This is a genomic window from Castellaniella sp. (assembly GCF_036379515.1).
Classification (GTDB): Bacteria; Pseudomonadota; Gammaproteobacteria; order Burkholderiales; family Burkholderiaceae_B; genus Castellaniella.
Genome location: NZ_DASVGN010000008.1, coordinates 33,240 through 47,536 on the forward strand (window position 1 = coordinate 33,240; position 14,297 = coordinate 47,536).

At 63.2% G+C, this 14,297-nt stretch carries 13 protein-coding genes; 8 read left to right on the forward strand and 5 right to left on the reverse strand.

Annotated elements, in window-relative coordinates; translation table 11 throughout:
- Position 1 precedes the first annotated feature (1 nt).
- On the reverse strand, positions 2 to 877 hold the full coding sequence (gene dapA, locus VF285_RS02205; protein WP_346950980.1) for a 4-hydroxy-tetrahydrodipicolinate synthase: 876 nt from the start codon (positions 875 to 877) through the stop codon (positions 2 to 4).
- 199 nt (positions 878 to 1,076) lie between these two features.
- Between dapA and VF285_RS02210 the strand changes: the two genes are divergently transcribed.
- The 5 genes from VF285_RS02210 (at position 1,077) to VF285_RS02230 (ending at position 6,436) form a co-directional block, all read left to right on the forward strand.
- A complete protein-coding gene (locus tag VF285_RS02210) occupies positions 1,077 to 1,733 on the forward strand; it encodes a thiopurine S-methyltransferase (protein ID WP_346950981.1) in 657 nt (218 codons plus the stop codon).
- A 98-nt stretch (positions 1,734 to 1,831) separates the two neighbouring features.
- Positions 1,832 to 2,155, forward strand: a complete 324-nt coding sequence (locus VF285_RS02215) for a high-potential iron-sulfur protein (protein WP_346950982.1) — start codon at positions 1,832 to 1,834, stop codon at positions 2,153 to 2,155.
- A gap of 58 nt (positions 2,156 to 2,213) precedes the next feature.
- Positions 2,214 to 3,230: a UDP-glucose 4-epimerase GalE gene (gene galE / locus VF285_RS02220; protein ID WP_346950983.1), complete on the forward strand. Its 1,017-nt coding sequence runs from the start codon at positions 2,214 to 2,216 to the stop codon at positions 3,228 to 3,230.
- Between the two features lie 146 nt (positions 3,231 to 3,376).
- Entirely contained in the window at positions 3,377 to 5,158 is a 1,782-nt protein-coding gene (locus tag VF285_RS02225; RefSeq protein WP_346950984.1) for a methyl-accepting chemotaxis protein, read from the forward strand.
- A 123-nt stretch (positions 5,159 to 5,281) separates the two neighbouring features.
- Positions 5,282 to 6,436 (forward strand): ABC transporter substrate-binding protein, encoded by a 1,155-nt coding sequence (locus VF285_RS02230; protein WP_414648048.1) that lies wholly within the window; start codon positions 5,282 to 5,284, stop codon positions 6,434 to 6,436.
- Between the two features lie 60 nt (positions 6,437 to 6,496).
- Here the strand turns inward: VF285_RS02230 and VF285_RS02235 are convergent, their stop codons facing one another.
- The 3 genes from VF285_RS02235 to VF285_RS02245 form a co-directional block, all read right to left on the reverse strand.
- Positions 6,497 to 7,333, reverse strand: coding sequence for a DsbC family protein (locus VF285_RS02235; RefSeq protein WP_414648049.1), 837 nt, complete (start codon positions 7,331 to 7,333; stop codon positions 6,497 to 6,499).
- A gap of 59 nt (positions 7,334 to 7,392) precedes the next feature.
- The gene (locus VF285_RS02240) at positions 7,393 to 8,580 is read right to left on the reverse strand and encodes an FAD-dependent monooxygenase (protein WP_346950987.1); all 1,188 of its coding nucleotides are present in this window, start codon (positions 8,578 to 8,580) and stop codon (positions 7,393 to 7,395) included.
- A gap of 78 nt (positions 8,581 to 8,658) precedes the next feature.
- The gene (locus tag VF285_RS02245) at positions 8,659 to 9,927 is read right to left on the reverse strand and encodes a murein transglycosylase A (RefSeq protein WP_346950988.1); all 1,269 of its coding nucleotides are present in this window, start codon (positions 9,925 to 9,927) and stop codon (positions 8,659 to 8,661) included.
- A gap of 73 nt (positions 9,928 to 10,000) precedes the next feature.
- Between VF285_RS02245 and rpe the strand changes: the two genes are divergently transcribed.
- The 3 genes from rpe (at position 10,001) to trpE (ending at position 13,108) form a co-directional block, all read left to right on the forward strand.
- On the forward strand, positions 10,001 to 10,708 hold the full coding sequence (rpe, locus tag VF285_RS02250) for a ribulose-phosphate 3-epimerase (RefSeq protein WP_346950989.1): 708 nt from the start codon (positions 10,001 to 10,003) through the stop codon (positions 10,706 to 10,708).
- Positions 10,709 to 10,722: 14 nt separating this feature from the next.
- Positions 10,723 to 11,409 carry a phosphoglycolate phosphatase gene (locus VF285_RS02255; protein ID WP_346950990.1) on the forward strand — a complete coding sequence of 229 codons (687 nt, stop codon included), beginning with the start codon at positions 10,723 to 10,725 and terminating at the stop codon, positions 11,407 to 11,409.
- 178 nt (positions 11,410 to 11,587) lie between these two features.
- Positions 11,588 to 13,108 (forward strand): anthranilate synthase component I, encoded by a 1,521-nt coding sequence (gene trpE, locus VF285_RS02260; RefSeq protein WP_346950991.1) that lies wholly within the window; start codon positions 11,588 to 11,590, stop codon positions 13,106 to 13,108.
- A 49-nt stretch (positions 13,109 to 13,157) separates the two neighbouring features.
- On the opposite strand, the gene lldD is transcribed toward trpE, so the two are convergent.
- On the reverse strand, positions 13,158 to 14,294 hold the full coding sequence (lldD, locus tag VF285_RS02265) for an FMN-dependent L-lactate dehydrogenase LldD (RefSeq protein WP_346950992.1): 1,137 nt from the start codon (positions 14,292 to 14,294) through the stop codon (positions 13,158 to 13,160).
- Between the last annotated feature and the right edge of the window lie 3 nt (positions 14,295 to 14,297).

The window sequence follows — 14,297 nt, forward strand, 5'->3', positions numbered from 1 at the left end:
CCTAGTTCCGATAGGCGTTCAGTTGTGCGAGGAACGTCTGTTCGTCCTCGGCAGACAGTGGCGCCAGCGGCACGCGCACCGTTCCCGCATCCACCCCATGGCGGCGGCAACCCAACTTGGCTTTCTGGTTGTAGTCACCCGATTCCATGGCCTGAATGACCGGGTACATGCCGTTCATCAGACGCCGGACTTCATCCCAGTGGCCTTCAGCAGCAGCCTTCACCATCGCCACCTGTTCAGCCGGGAAGACATTGGCGCCCCCGCTGATCCAGCTGCGCACGCCCCAGAAGAGAAAATCGGCGGCGGTGTCGTCTGCGCCGCAGATCACCTGAAAATCTGGAATCCTGGCCTGAACGAGCGACAGCGCCCGGTTGAAGTTGCCGCTGCTTTCTTTGATCGCCACGATATTCGGGATCTTGGCGAGCTCGAGCACGGTTTCTTCCGCAATCTGCACGCCCACGCGCTGCGGAAAGTCGTACATGACGATAGGCAGGGCCGTGGATGCGGCCAGGGTCCGAAAGTGCAGCAGGATACCCTCCTGACTGGCCAAGCTATAAGGCGGCGTCGTACACATCAAGCCATCGTAGCCCAGCGCCTTTGCCTGCTCGGCATAGCGAATCGACTGCGTGGTAGCCAGGGCATTGATGCCGGCCACCGTCGTCACGCGCCCTGCCACGGTCTGCACGATCGTGCGCAACACCTGCTCGCGCTCGGATTCATCCAGCGCGTAGTATTCGCCGGTGGTGCCACAGGCCACGATCCCGGCGACACCGGACTGGACAAAATGTTCGACCAATTGGCGCAGGGCCGCCAGATTGACGCTGCCATCTGCTGCAAACGGCGTCACGATGGGAACCAGGATTCCGTCGATGTTCATGAGATCTCCTGCCTTGTCGAGGCGAAAGCCCCAGTCTAATATTCAATAAATATATTTGCAACATATCAACAGAGCAAGCTTCAAGGGCGGACGCCAGAACGGCCCCGAATTCCCCCTGGAGGAGGTCACAGAGTCCAGACAGCCAGCGCTGTTTTCTGCCACACTGACAGCTACATTGTTTGCGGCAAGGAGCCCCCTCATGGACACTCAATTTTGGCTGGATCGCTGGGAGCATGGCCAGACCGGCTTTCACCAGACGCGCGTCATGCCGCTGCTGCAAAAACACTGGGCGGGGCTGCGTATTCCGGCGGGATCACAGGTCCTGGTGCCTCTGGCCGGCAAGTCGCTGGACGTGGCCTGGATCGCCAGCCAGGGGTACAAGGTCCTGGCGGTAGAACTCTCGCCCATCGCCATCGCGCAGTTCTTCGATGAACACAAACTGCAGCTGACTCGCCAGCAGACGCCGGAAGGCACGCTGTACGAAGCCGGTGCCATCCAGTACCTGTGCGGCGACGTGATGACACTCAAAGCCGAGACCCTGGCCTCCATTCAGGGGTGCTACGACCGGGCCGCACTCATCGCACTGACGCCGGAGCTGCGCGGGCGCTATGTGGAACGCGTCTATCACCGCTTGCCTCAAGGCTGTCGAACCCTGCTGCTGACCATCGACTATGCGCAAGACCAGATGCAGGGTCCGCCGTTCTCCGTACCCGATGAAGAAGTTCAGCGGCACTTTCGGGATCGCTGCCTGGTCGAATGCCTGGAAACCCGCGACATCCTGGACAAAGAACCCAAGTTTGCGGCGCGAGGCCTGACTCGGCTCAGTACCCAGGTCTACCGGCTCACGGTGCGCTGATGGACGGGCGCCCGGCTTGTCAGCGCGGGATGCGAAGTGAATAATGGACCTCAAAAAGCCAATTCAGGCCGCGAGGATTTTCATGACAAGGAGCTTCTATGAAGACCACAAGACGTGACTTTCTCATTTCAAGTGCAAGCGTGGTTTCTGCAGGCGTGGTTTCTGCGCTGGCAGTTCAACGTCAGGCTATGGCCGCGCAGCACGTGGACGAAAACAGCCCGCTTGCCAAGCAGCTGGGCTACAAGCACGACGCCACGCTCGTCGATGCCAAGGCCGAGCCCAAGTACAAACCAGGCGAGCACTGCGCGACCTGTCAGCTCTATCAAGGCAAGCCAGGCGAGCCCTGGGGTCCCTGTCCGATCTTCCAGGGCCAGGACGTCTCCGACAAGGGCTGGTGCAGCGCCTACACACCCAAGGCCTGACCTGACCGCCTGCCAGTGATGCTGGTAGCATGGGCATTTCAATGCACATGCTACCTTCATGACACTCCTGGTCACCGGCGGAGCCGGCTACATCGGTTCACATACGGTTCTGGAACTCCTGTCCGGCGGGCAGGACGTTCTGATACTGGACAACCTCAGCAACAGCTCACAAGAGTCCCTGCGGCGCGTCGGCGAACTCACCGGCCGCACGGCTCGTTTTGTACAAGGCGACATCCGTGATCGCGCCTTGCTGGACCACCTCTTCTCGCATACTTCCATCACCGCCGTCGTGCATTTTGCGGGCCTGAAGGCGGTGGGCGAAAGCGTGCGGGAGCCGCTGCGGTACTACGAGAACAACGTGGCGGGCAGCATCACTCTGTGCGAAGCCATGGAGGCCGCTGGAGTTCGACGGCTGGTGTTCAGCTCTTCAGCCACAGTCTACGGCGACCCCGACCAAGTTCCGATCGCCGAAACCTGCCCCACCGGTACCCCCACCAATCCCTACGGCGGGTCCAAGCTCATGGTCGAGCAGATCCTGCAAGACCTGGCACACGCCGATCCCCGCTGGTCCGTCGCTCTGCTGCGCTATTTCAACCCGGTCGGCGCTCACGCCAGTGGCCGCATCGGGGAGGACCCCCAGGGCATCCCCAACAACCTGCTGCCGTACGTCGCCCAAGTGGCGGTGGGGAGACTGGAGCAGCTCTCGGTCTTTGGAAGCGACTACCCCACGCCAGATGGCACGGGGGTACGCGATTACATCCACGTCGTCGACCTGGCCCAGGGCCATCTGGCGGCGCTGGATTATCTGCAGCAGCACACGGGGGCCCACGTCTGGAATCTTGGCACCGGCACGGGCTACTCGGTGCTGGAGATGATCCACGCTTTCGAGGCCGCCAGCGGACGCACCATCCCTTACACACTGGCGCCTCGCCGCAGCGGCGACATCGCAGCCTGTTGGGCCGATCCAGGCAAAGCGCAGCGCGAACTGGGCTGGCACGCGAGCCGCGGGCTGCCACAGATGATGGCGGACACCTGGCGCTGGCAGTCGCAGAACCCCCGGGGCTACGACTCCTGAGCCACAAACAGAGGCAATAACCGGCTCTTTTTGCGCCCTTTGAAATCAGTGGCACTCCGTACAATCTGACACAAAAGATTGGAGACGCACGAGTGACCGGCTGCCCGTGCGAATCGGAGATTCTCAGCCATCGCCCGAGGGCATTCATGCAAAACCTCAAAATCGGCACCCGGCTTGCGCTGGGATTCGGACTCATCATCGCATTGCTGCTGGTCATTTCCGGCATCAGCGCCTGGCGCATGCTGGACACGGCGCAAAGCGCCACGTTCCTGCAATCCCGGCAAGACGCCAATGACCTGATGCTCCAGTGGGCACGTCAGGTGGAAGTCAACACCAATCAGGCGTTGGCCGCCGCAAACCTGACCAACCCAGACGTTCTGACCGTCTTCAAGAAGGGCATGAACGCCTCCGAGAAGAAGTCACTGCACCTGCAGAAAGAAATCCGCGACTCTATCCGGGATCCGCAGGCCATCGCGCTCTTCGATCAGGCCCTGAAAACCCAGAAAACCTACGTCGACGGCCGCACCCAGGCCTTCAAGGATCTGGACAACGGTGACTACGACAAAGCCGACAAATTCTTCAACCAGGAAATGCCCAAGATCACCGCTCAGTACATCGGCGAAATCGACAAGCTTTCCGCGTTTCAAAACGACTACGTGAGCAAGCTCTTCGCACAGGGTGTGAAAGACAGCGAACTGGGGTTGATCGTCCTGGCCATCGCCACCTTGCTGGCACTCCTCCTGGGCCCGCTCTTCGCTTGGCGCACGACACGCGGCATCACGCACCCCCTGGCTTTCGTGCTGGGGGCGGCCAATGCCATTTCGCAGCGCGACCTCACGCGTGACATCCAGGCAAAACACCACGACGAAGTCGGCCAGCTCATGCGGGCGCTGGGCATCATGACGACCAATCTGCGCGGTGCCGTGACCGAGGTGCGCACCGGGGCCGATTCCATTGCATCGGCTGCCGCGCAGATCACGGCCGGCAACCTGGACCTGTCCTCCCGTACCGAGCAACAGGCAAGCTCCCTGGCGCAGACGGCTGCCACCATGGAAGAAATCACCGCCACCGTGCGCCAGAACGCAGACAACGTCCACCAGGCCAACACCCTGGCCTCAGCGGCAGCCAAGACCGCCACCGACGGCGGCACCATCGTGGCTGAACTCGTCGCCACCATGGGCGAGATCAACCAGAAGTCGCAACAGGTCGCCGACATCATCAGCGTCATCGACTCCATCGCCTTCCAGACCAACATCCTGGCGCTGAACGCCGCCGTCGAGGCGGCCCGCGCCGGCGAACAAGGGCGCGGCTTTGCCGTGGTTGCCTCTGAAGTCCGCGCACTGGCCCAGCGCAGCGCCTCGGCCGCCAAAGAGATCAAGACCCTCATCGACGCTTCGGTGCAATCCACCGGCAAGGGCAACGAGCAGGCCAGCCATGCGGGCGCCACCATGCAGGACATCGTGGACGGCATCAACCGCGTGACCGACATCATGGGCGAAATCAGCGCCGCCAACCGCGAGCAGACCACGGGGATCGAAGAGATCAACACCGCCGTCACGCAAATGGACGACGTCACGCGACAAAACGCGAGCCTGGTCGAAGAGTCTGCGGCGGCTGCCAGCAGTCTTCAGGAACAGGCCAACGCACTGGCCCATCTGGTCGAAAGCTTCCGAATCGACCAGGACGCAGTCAGCGCTTCGGCGAGCAAAACCAACAGGACCGAGGCTCCGCGTAGCGAATCCGCACAGGCTGCATCGGCACCCACCCAAGCCCCACGCTTGCCGGCCGCACCCGAAAAAGTCATCAGCCCAGCTCCTCAGCGCGCGCGCCGCGCCGAGGCTGCAGCAAAGCCGCAGCCCAAGGCCAGGCCAGCCCTGAAGGCACCCAGCCATCCGGCGGACGACAACGAAGAGTGGACCGAGTTCTAATGCAATCGTCAGGCCCGACGCACCGGTCAGTCGGGTCTGGCAAATCCCGGTAGAATTTCCGCTGGCGTCCGCCGGGTCATCGTCACGGCCGACGCGCACCAAAATTCAAAATCCGGAGACCTCATCGTGCGACTTTCCCCTTTGGCAGCCCTGCTGGCTGCCGCCACTCTCGCAGCAGAGCCGCTGGCCGCTCAGGCGCAGGTCAAGATCGGGGTGGTGACCTCCGCCACGGGGCCTACCGCACTGGTCGGCATTCCCCAGAAGAACACCGTACCGCTCCTGCCTGCTCGCGCAGGCGACCAAACCATCCAGTACATTTCGCTGGACGACGCCAGCGACCCCACACAGACCGTCACTGACTTCAAGAAACTCATTTCAGACGACCACGTCGATGCCATCATCGGACCCACCGGGTCTCCCAACGCCATGAGCGTGCTGCAATTCGTGGCCGAATCCGGCACGCCCATGCTGGCGCCGGTGGGCACGGCAGCTGTGGTGCTCCCCATGACGCCGCAAAAGAAATGGGTGTTCAAGACCACGCAGAACACGGGCATCATCGCGCACGCTCTGGTCAAGGACATGGTCAAGCGTGGCATCCACACCGTAGGGTTCATAGGCTTTGCCGATGCCTACGGCGACGATTGGTATCAGGTGTTCAGCAAGCTGGCCAAAGAAAACGGCCTCAAGCTGACTGTGGCCGAACGATACCAGCGCACCGACAGCTCCGTGACGGGCCAGGCGCTGAAGCTCCTGGCCGCACGCCCGGATGCGATCCTGGTGGCCGGCACCGGCGCCGCTGCCGCGCTTCCTGAAACCACGCTCGTGCAACAAGGCTACAAGGGCCAGTTCTACCAGACACACGGGGCGGCGCTGCCCGCCTTCCTGAAATTCGGCGGCAAGGCGGTGAACGGTACTATCCTGGCTGCCAGCCTGATGCTGGTGTTGCCCGAGATCTCGGACAGCAATCCTTCCAGGGCCATCGCCGAAGACTACATCCACCGCTACGAAGCACGCTATCACGAACGCCCCGCTACGTTCGGTGCCAACGTCTACGATGCAGGGCTGCTGTTGCAACACGCCATTCCCATTGCCGCCAAAAAGGCACAGCCAGGCACACCAGCGTTTCGCAGCGCGCTGCGCGACGCACTGGAACAGACGCATGAACTGGTCGCTACCCAGGGCGTCTACAACATGAGCCCCGAAGACCACAGCGGCTTTGACCAACGCGGCCGCGAGATGATCACCGTGAAGAACGGGGCCTGGACTTTGCTCAAGTAAACAACAAGGCCACCCTCGAGGGTGGCCTTTGCGCTGCCGCGTGGCAGCAGCGTGCCTGCCTCAGCTCTTGCCTTCGGCGTCCAGCTTCTGCTTCAGGGAATCCAGAGGCAACGCGCCATTGACCCGCGTGCCATTGGCAAAGAACAAGGCCGGGGTCCCCTGCACGTTCAGCTTCTGACCCAACGCCAGGTTGGCCTGCAACGGCGTCTTGCAATCGGCCTTGGCGGCAGGCTTGCCGTCGACCATCCAGTCGGTCCATGCCTTGGCGGGGTCTTTGGCACACCAGATGTCGCGCGACTTGCTCATGGAATCTGGCGCCAGGATGGGATACAGGAACACGTAGACCGTGACGTTGTCCACGCTTTGCATGGTCTGGTGCAGCTGTTTGCAATAGGGGCAGTTCGGGTCTTCGAAGGTCGCCAGTTTGCGTGATCCGTCGCCCTTCACGATCTTGATGGCGTCTTTCAGCGGCAAGGTGTCGAATGCCACCTGTTGCAAGGTTTCCAGCCGTTCTGCCGTCAGATCACGCTTGGCCTTGGCATCGATGAGCGACCCCTGAAACACGTAAGTGGCAGTGGCGTTGGTATACAGCAGATCCATCCCCACCTGGACCTCGAAGATACCTGGCACAGGCGTGGATCTCACCCCGTCGACGTGAATGCCCGGAAACTGAGCTTCAAACGCCTTGGTGATGGCCTGCGTCTGCGCTGCGGGCAGCGCCGCATCGTCAGCCGCTTTTGCAGCCGGAGACATGGACTCGGCAGGCGTCGTTTCTGTCGCGGGAACCGCGCTTGGAGCAGGGGCAGCCGCAGGGGCGGGGGTGGTCGCAGGGGCGGGGGTGGTCGCAGGGGCTGGAGTGGCCGCCGGCTGCGCCCACACAGCACCGCTGACACCCATCAAGAGCGCTGCCAGAATCAAAGAAAACCGCATGTAAGAACCTCGAGAAAAACAGCCGCCTAGCGGCCCGCAGCCGCCCGAACCAGGCGGCGTTTCAGAAATGGCAGCGTATCCACTACCCGCATGCCAGCGTTGCGCGCCCAAGCAACCGGTGCATAGGGCACGTCGAACAATTTTTGCAGGCCATCGGTGACCAGCACCATGGCCCAGACAGGCTCGGCCCTCGAACGACGGTACCGTGCCAGGACACGTTCATCGCCCAGCGCGCGGAACGACTCGCGCTGCTCGATGACATCGGCCAGCGCCTGCACGTCGCTCAGTCCCAGATTCAAGCCCTGACCCGCCAGCGGATGCACGCGATGCGCCGCATCCCCGACCAAGGCCACGTGAGATGCAACCAGCGCACTACGCTCCAGACTGAGCGAAAACCCCTGTGGACGCGCCCGCAGGCCAAGATGGCCCAAGCGGCCCGCACAGATGGCCTGCGCATGCATTGCCAGGAAAGATTGCTGCGCCTCGGACGACATTGCCAGCCATTCGCGAGCGCGGCCTTCGCGCAGCGACCAGACCAGCGACCCTTGCGAGCCCTGCGCCGTATCCGGCATGGGGAGCACCGCAAATACGCTGTCGCCCGTAAACCACTGGAAAGCGCGATTTTGGTGAGGACGCTCAAGATCGAGATGCGCCACTACACCCATGTGGCCATACGGCACATAGGTGTGCTCGATGGCGGCTGCCTGGCGCACGGAAGATCGTGCGCCATCGGCACCGACCAGCAGGCTGACCGCCAAGGCCTGCCCGCCCACCGTCGTCACCTGAACCCCACCCGACACCGTCTGCAGCGACGCAAACGTGTCTTCGACCCAAGGCACTCCAAACACGTCAACTGCCTGTCGCAACGCCCGCTCGATCGCGCTGGATTCAACGATCCAGGCCATCGCCGAGCGCGCATCCTGCCAGGCAGACAGATTGACGGCACCGTCGGCGTCTCCGTAGATTTCCATGGCTTCGACCGGACACATGCGCCGCGCATCCAGCAGGCGCCAGGCACCCAGGCGATCCAGCAACACCCGACTGGACTCGGACAAGGCGTACACCCGGGGGCAATACACATCCTCTGCGGGATCGGCCAGCGCCTGCCGGGGCCCCAGCAGGCGGACCTCTTGCCCCTGGCGCGCCAGCGCCAGCGCACAGGCCAGACCCACAATACCGGTCCCGACGACGAGGATGGATTCCTGAGTTTTCATGCGCTCATATTAACCTGCACCCCAGCCCCCACCGGCCAGGATTTGCAACGCCATATGGCAGGTTCAAGCACCCTGCGTTCATCGGGCCGAAGGCGCGCCCGCAGCAGTGGGCCACAACAGCCACATTTCGCCCGTCTGCTTCATGCGACCCGCCAGCGCACCGGCCTCGGGACCGGTCCCCCAGTAGAAGTCCGCCCGACCGGCCCCCTGGATCGCCGCCCCGGTATCCAGGGCGTACACCAGGCGCCGTAAAGGACCTCCTCCTGGCCGCTGGGTGTCCAGATAGACGGGGGTGCCCAGCGGCACAAAGCGCGTATCCACCGCAATCGCACGCTGCGGTTGCAGAGGTACGCCATAGGCCCCATTCGGCCCCAGCTCGGAGTCCGTGATGGCTTCTTCACGGAAAAATACCATGGCCGGGTTCACGTTGAGCATCTGCTGCACGCGATCAGGGTGCGCGCGTGCCCACCGCTTGATGTTCTGCATGGAAGTCTGCGCCAGCGGCATCGCCCCCTGGCGGGCCAACCACTGCCCAATCGACACATAAGGCCGGCCGTTGTGATCGGCGTACGCCAGACGAATCACGGAACCATCAGGCAAAATGGCACGGCCAGACCCTTGAATCTGCAGGAAAAAAGCCTCGACCGGGTCATTGGCCCAGACGATGACGGGAGGCTGGCGTGCCGGATCTGCGGCGATCTCGGCCCGCGTGTCGTAGGGCACGACGCGCTTGCCTTCGAGCTTGCCGCGCACCCGCTTGCCCGCAAGTTCGGGATAGACCGATCCCAGGTCAATCGTGAGCAAATCCGCCGGCGTCGCATACAGCGGCCATTGATAGACACCGCCCCGCGTGCGCGAAGCGTGGATCAGGGGTTCGTAATAACCCGTGACCATGCCACTGGCTGGCCGGCCGGAGGCGAGCTCCAGGCGCCACGGCCGCAGCTGAGCCTGCAGGAACTGGCGAACCACGTCACCCGGGGCATCCGGACCCAGGCCGGATTGCACCGCCGCCTGGCAAACCGGCTGCCAGGCACGCGGATTGGCGCGCGCCGGGCTTGCCAACGACCCGGCCGGGCGCATCAGGCCCCGACAATCGTTCAGAAGGCCCTTCCAGACGTGGGACAGGTCGTCGGCCGACCAGCCTGGCAGGTTCTGCCAGCCCACGGGGGCATACCGCCCCTGCAGCACGCGCGCAGGTGTATCGGGGAGCGCAGAAAGCGCGGGAACGACCAGGGGCCCTTCGGGGACCGCAGCTGCGGGTCCTGGCGCACCAGACTCCTTGACGGGAACCGTACTGCAGGCGCTCAGGGCGGCAAGCAACACCGCAGACCACAAAAGCTTCTTCATGCTGAAAGAGGGTGCACTAAAATGCGAGCAGATCGCAATCCTACATCATGACACACCGAGAACTGCTTTTGCCATGACCGACCTGCCCGTTGCTCACATTGCCCCCAGTCTGCTGTCTGCCGATTTTGCCCGCCTGGGAGAAGAAGTCGCGCAGGTCATGGCCGCTGGCGCCGATTGGATCCACTTCGACGTGATGGACAACCACTTCGTGCCCAATCTGACCATGGGGCCCATGGTGTGCGCCGCCCTGCGTCCACACACCACAGCCCCCATCGATGTGCACCTGATGGTAGAACCCGTCGACGCACTGGTTCCCGCCTTTGCCAAAGCGGGTGCCAACGTCATCAGCTTTCATCCGGAAGCCTCGCACCACGTGGACCGCACTCTGGCGTTGATCCGCGACCACGGCTGCCGCGCAGGGCTGGTGCTCAACCCCGCCACGCCGCTTCACTGGCTGGACCACGTCATGGAACGCCTGGACCTGGTCCTGCTCATGTCCGTCAACCCCGGGTTCGGCGGCCAATCCTTCATCCCGCACACACTTGCCAAGATTGCCGAGGCACGCCACCGCATCGACCGCTGGACCGCAGAAGGCGGCCAGGTCATTGCACTGGAAGTGGACGGTGGCGTGAAGGTCGACAACATTGCCGACATCCGCGCGGCTGGGGCCGACACCTTCGTGGCGGGTTCGGCCATCTTCGGGCAACCCGACTACACTGCCACCATTGCCGCGCTGCGGGCCGGGATCGCCCAAGGCGACGCACGCCGCCGCAGCGCCTGAACACTGGAGTCCTCATGCGTTTTTCCGCCATTTTGTTCGACCTGGACGGCACCCTGCTCAACACCATCCCCGACCTGGCGGGCGCGGCCAACGCCATGCGCCACGATCTCGGGATGGCACCTGTTGCCCAGGACATCCTGGCTACTTACGTGGGCAAAGGCGCGGAGCAGCTGGTGATTCGTGCCCTGCAACACGACGGCGCTACAGCCGATGATGCACTCGTCGCACGCGGCCTGGCCTGCTACACACAGCACTACCGCCGACTCAGCGGCACACAGAGCCACCCGTACCCTGGGGTCCTGGAAGGCTTGAACCTGTTCCGCGCAGCAGGCTGCCAGATGGCGGTGGTGACCAACAAAAGCACCGAATTTACTGGTCCGCTTCTGCGCCATCACGGACTGGTCGACTTCTTCGATGTGGTCGTGTGCGGCGATACCTGCACACAAAAGAAGCCCGACCCCATGCCCGTGCTGTACGCCTGCAAGCAGCTCGATGTGCCCCCGGACCAAGCCCTGTTCATCGGCGATTCCATCAACGACGCACTGGCTGCGCAGGCCGCCGGCATCCCCATGCTGGCGCTTCCTTACGGCTACAATGAAGGGCGCCCCGTGCAGAGCCTCCCTGCGGATGCTATAGTGGGCTCCCTTATCGAGGCCGCCCAATGGGCAGGCTGCGCGACCAGGCCTACCGAACCCGCATGAAACTGCTTCGCTATTACCCGATCACCTCTGGCGCCTACTGGCGCTGGTGGCATTCCTGATCCGGGCAATGAGCACTTGGTCGGCGCGCAACATCGTCTGACCGCACACTCCAAACCCGGACCACAGACTGGCCGGGTTTTTCATTCTGTCCCGGCCCCTCTTCCACCCAGAGACCCCTATGACAGAAATCGAATTCAACGCACTGGCCGCCCAAGGCTATAACCGCATTCCGCTGATCGCGGAAACGTACGCCGATCTGGACACGCCGCTGGCCATCTACCTAAAGCTGGCGCACGCCGGTCCCGAGGCCGGTCGCAACAGCTGCCTGCTGGAATCCGTCGTCGGCGGCGAGCGGTTCGGACGCTATTCGTTCATCGGATTGCCGGCCAAGACGCTCATCCGCGCCACAGGGACCACCACGGAAGTCGTCACCAAAGGGCAAGTCGTGGAAACCCACGAGGGCGACCCGCTCGCCTTCATCGAGGCCTATCAGGCCCGCTTCAAGGTGGCACTGCGCCCCGGCATGCCGCGCTTTGCGGGGGGACTGGCGGGTTACTTCGGCTACGACACGGTGCGCCACATCGAACCCCGCCTGGGCCCCTGCGTCAAGCCGCTGCCTGCGAGTCAGCAGCCCGGAACCCCCGACATCATGCTCATGCACGTGGACGAACTGGTGATCGTGGACAATCTGGCCGGGCGCACCTACTTGATCGTCTACGCAGACCCACAGCAGCCTGAAGCCTATGCCCTGGCTCGCCGCCGCCTGAAGGCATTGCGCGAAAAGCTGCGCACCCCGGTGGTGATCCCCTACGCCTATGCCAGCATGCAGACACCTACCGAGCGGGACTTCAAGAAGGAAGACTATCTGGCCGCCGTACACAAGGCCAAGGAATACATCGCCGCTGGCGACCTGATGCAGGTTCAAGTGGGGCAAGTGATTGCCAAGCCCTTCCGTGATTCACCGCTGTCACTCTATCGGGCGCTGCGCTCGCTCAACCCGTCGCCCTATATGTACTACTGGAATTTCGACAGCTTCCACATCGTGGGCGCTTCGCCGGAAATCCTGGTGCGCAAGGACCACGAGACCCTGGAGGGCAAGACCCACGAAACCGTGACCATCCGTCCACTGGCCGGTACGCGCAAGCGCGGTACCACCCAGGAAGAAGATCTGCGTCTGGAAAAGGAACTGCTCGCCGATCCCAAGGAGCGCGCCGAGCACGTCATGCTCATCGACCTGGCGCGCAACGACATCGGTCGCGTCGCCAAGACCGGCACAGTCGAAGTCACCGACACCATGACCATCGAGCGCTACTCGCACGTCATGCATCTGGTGTCCAACGTGCGCGGTGAACTCAACGACGGGATGAGCAACATCGACGTGCTGCGGGCTACTTTCCCGGCCGGAACCCTCACGGGCGCACCCAAAGTGCGCGCCATGGAAATCATCGACGAGCTCGAACCCGTGCGGCGCGGCATATACGGGGGCGCTGCCGGCTACATGAGCTACGGCGGCGAGATGGATCTGGCCATCGCGATCCGCACCGGCATCATCCGCGACGGCATGCTGTACGTGCAGGCCGCGGCCGGCATCGTGGCTGATTCGGATCCCGAGAAAGAATATCTGGAAACCGAGGCCAAGGCGCGCGCCCTGCTACGGGCCGCAGAACAGGTCCAGTTCGGCCTGGACGAGCCCATCTGAAGCCGGCTGCCTTCTCGAGCCGCCGCAATGGCGGCCCGTGAAGGCGTGCTTACGCGCGAACCAGCGAATCGGCCGTAATGTCGGCGATCGTGCGGGCACCCGTGAGTGTCATGGCCACACGCATTTCTTTTTCGATCAGAGACAACAGGTTCGAGACCCCTGCCTCGCCGCCCACTCCCAACGCGAACAGGAAAGCCCGGCCCAGGAGCACCATGTCCGCGCCCAGCGCCAGCATGCGCACCACGTCCAGCCCCGTGCGAACGCCCGAATCGGCAAACAGCGCCAGCTGCCCTTTCACCGCGTCCGCGATGGGCGGCAAGGCTCGGACCGAAGACAGCACACCGTCGAGCTGACGGCCGCCATGATTGGACACAATGATGCCGTCGGCACCAAAGCGCACGGCGTCGCGCGCATCGTCCGGATCGAGAATTCCCTTGATCACCATGGGCCCCTTCCAGAAATCGCGAATCCATTCCAGGTCTTTCCAGGAAATCGACGGATCGAAATTGGCGCCCAACCAGCCGATGTAGTCTTCAAGCCCCGTGGGCTTGCCCAGGTAGTGGGACACGTTTCCGAGATCGTGCGGACGCCCCCATAGCCCGACATCCCAGGACCAGCACGGATGCGTCATCGCTTGCCAGTACCGACGCCACTTTGCATACGGCCCGCTCATGCCCGCATGTGCATCACGATAGCGCGCCCCCGGGACTGGCATGTCCACCGTGAAAACCAGCGTGGACACGCCCGCTGCCTGCGCCCGCTCGAGCACGCTCTTCATGAAGCCGCGATCTTTCAGGACATAGAGCTGGAACCACATGGGCCGACTGATGGCTGGCGCCACCTCTTCGATCGGGCATACGGAGACCGTCGACATCGTGAACGGAATGCCGTGCTTGTCGGCAGCGCGCGCGGCCTGGACTTCGCCCCGGCGCGCATACATGCCACACAAGCCCACCGGCCCCAGAGCCACCGGCATCGCCAGCGATTCGCCAAACACCCGGGTGCTCAAGTCCAAAGACGACATGTCCCGCAACACCCGCTGACGCAGCGCAATCCCCGACAGGTCGCTGACGTTGTGCTGCAAGGTGTATTCGGCATAGGCGCCGCCGTCCGCGTAATGGAACAGGAAGGGAGGAATGCGGCGCTTGGCGGCCGCACGGTAATCCGTGGAAGCAGAAATGATCATGAG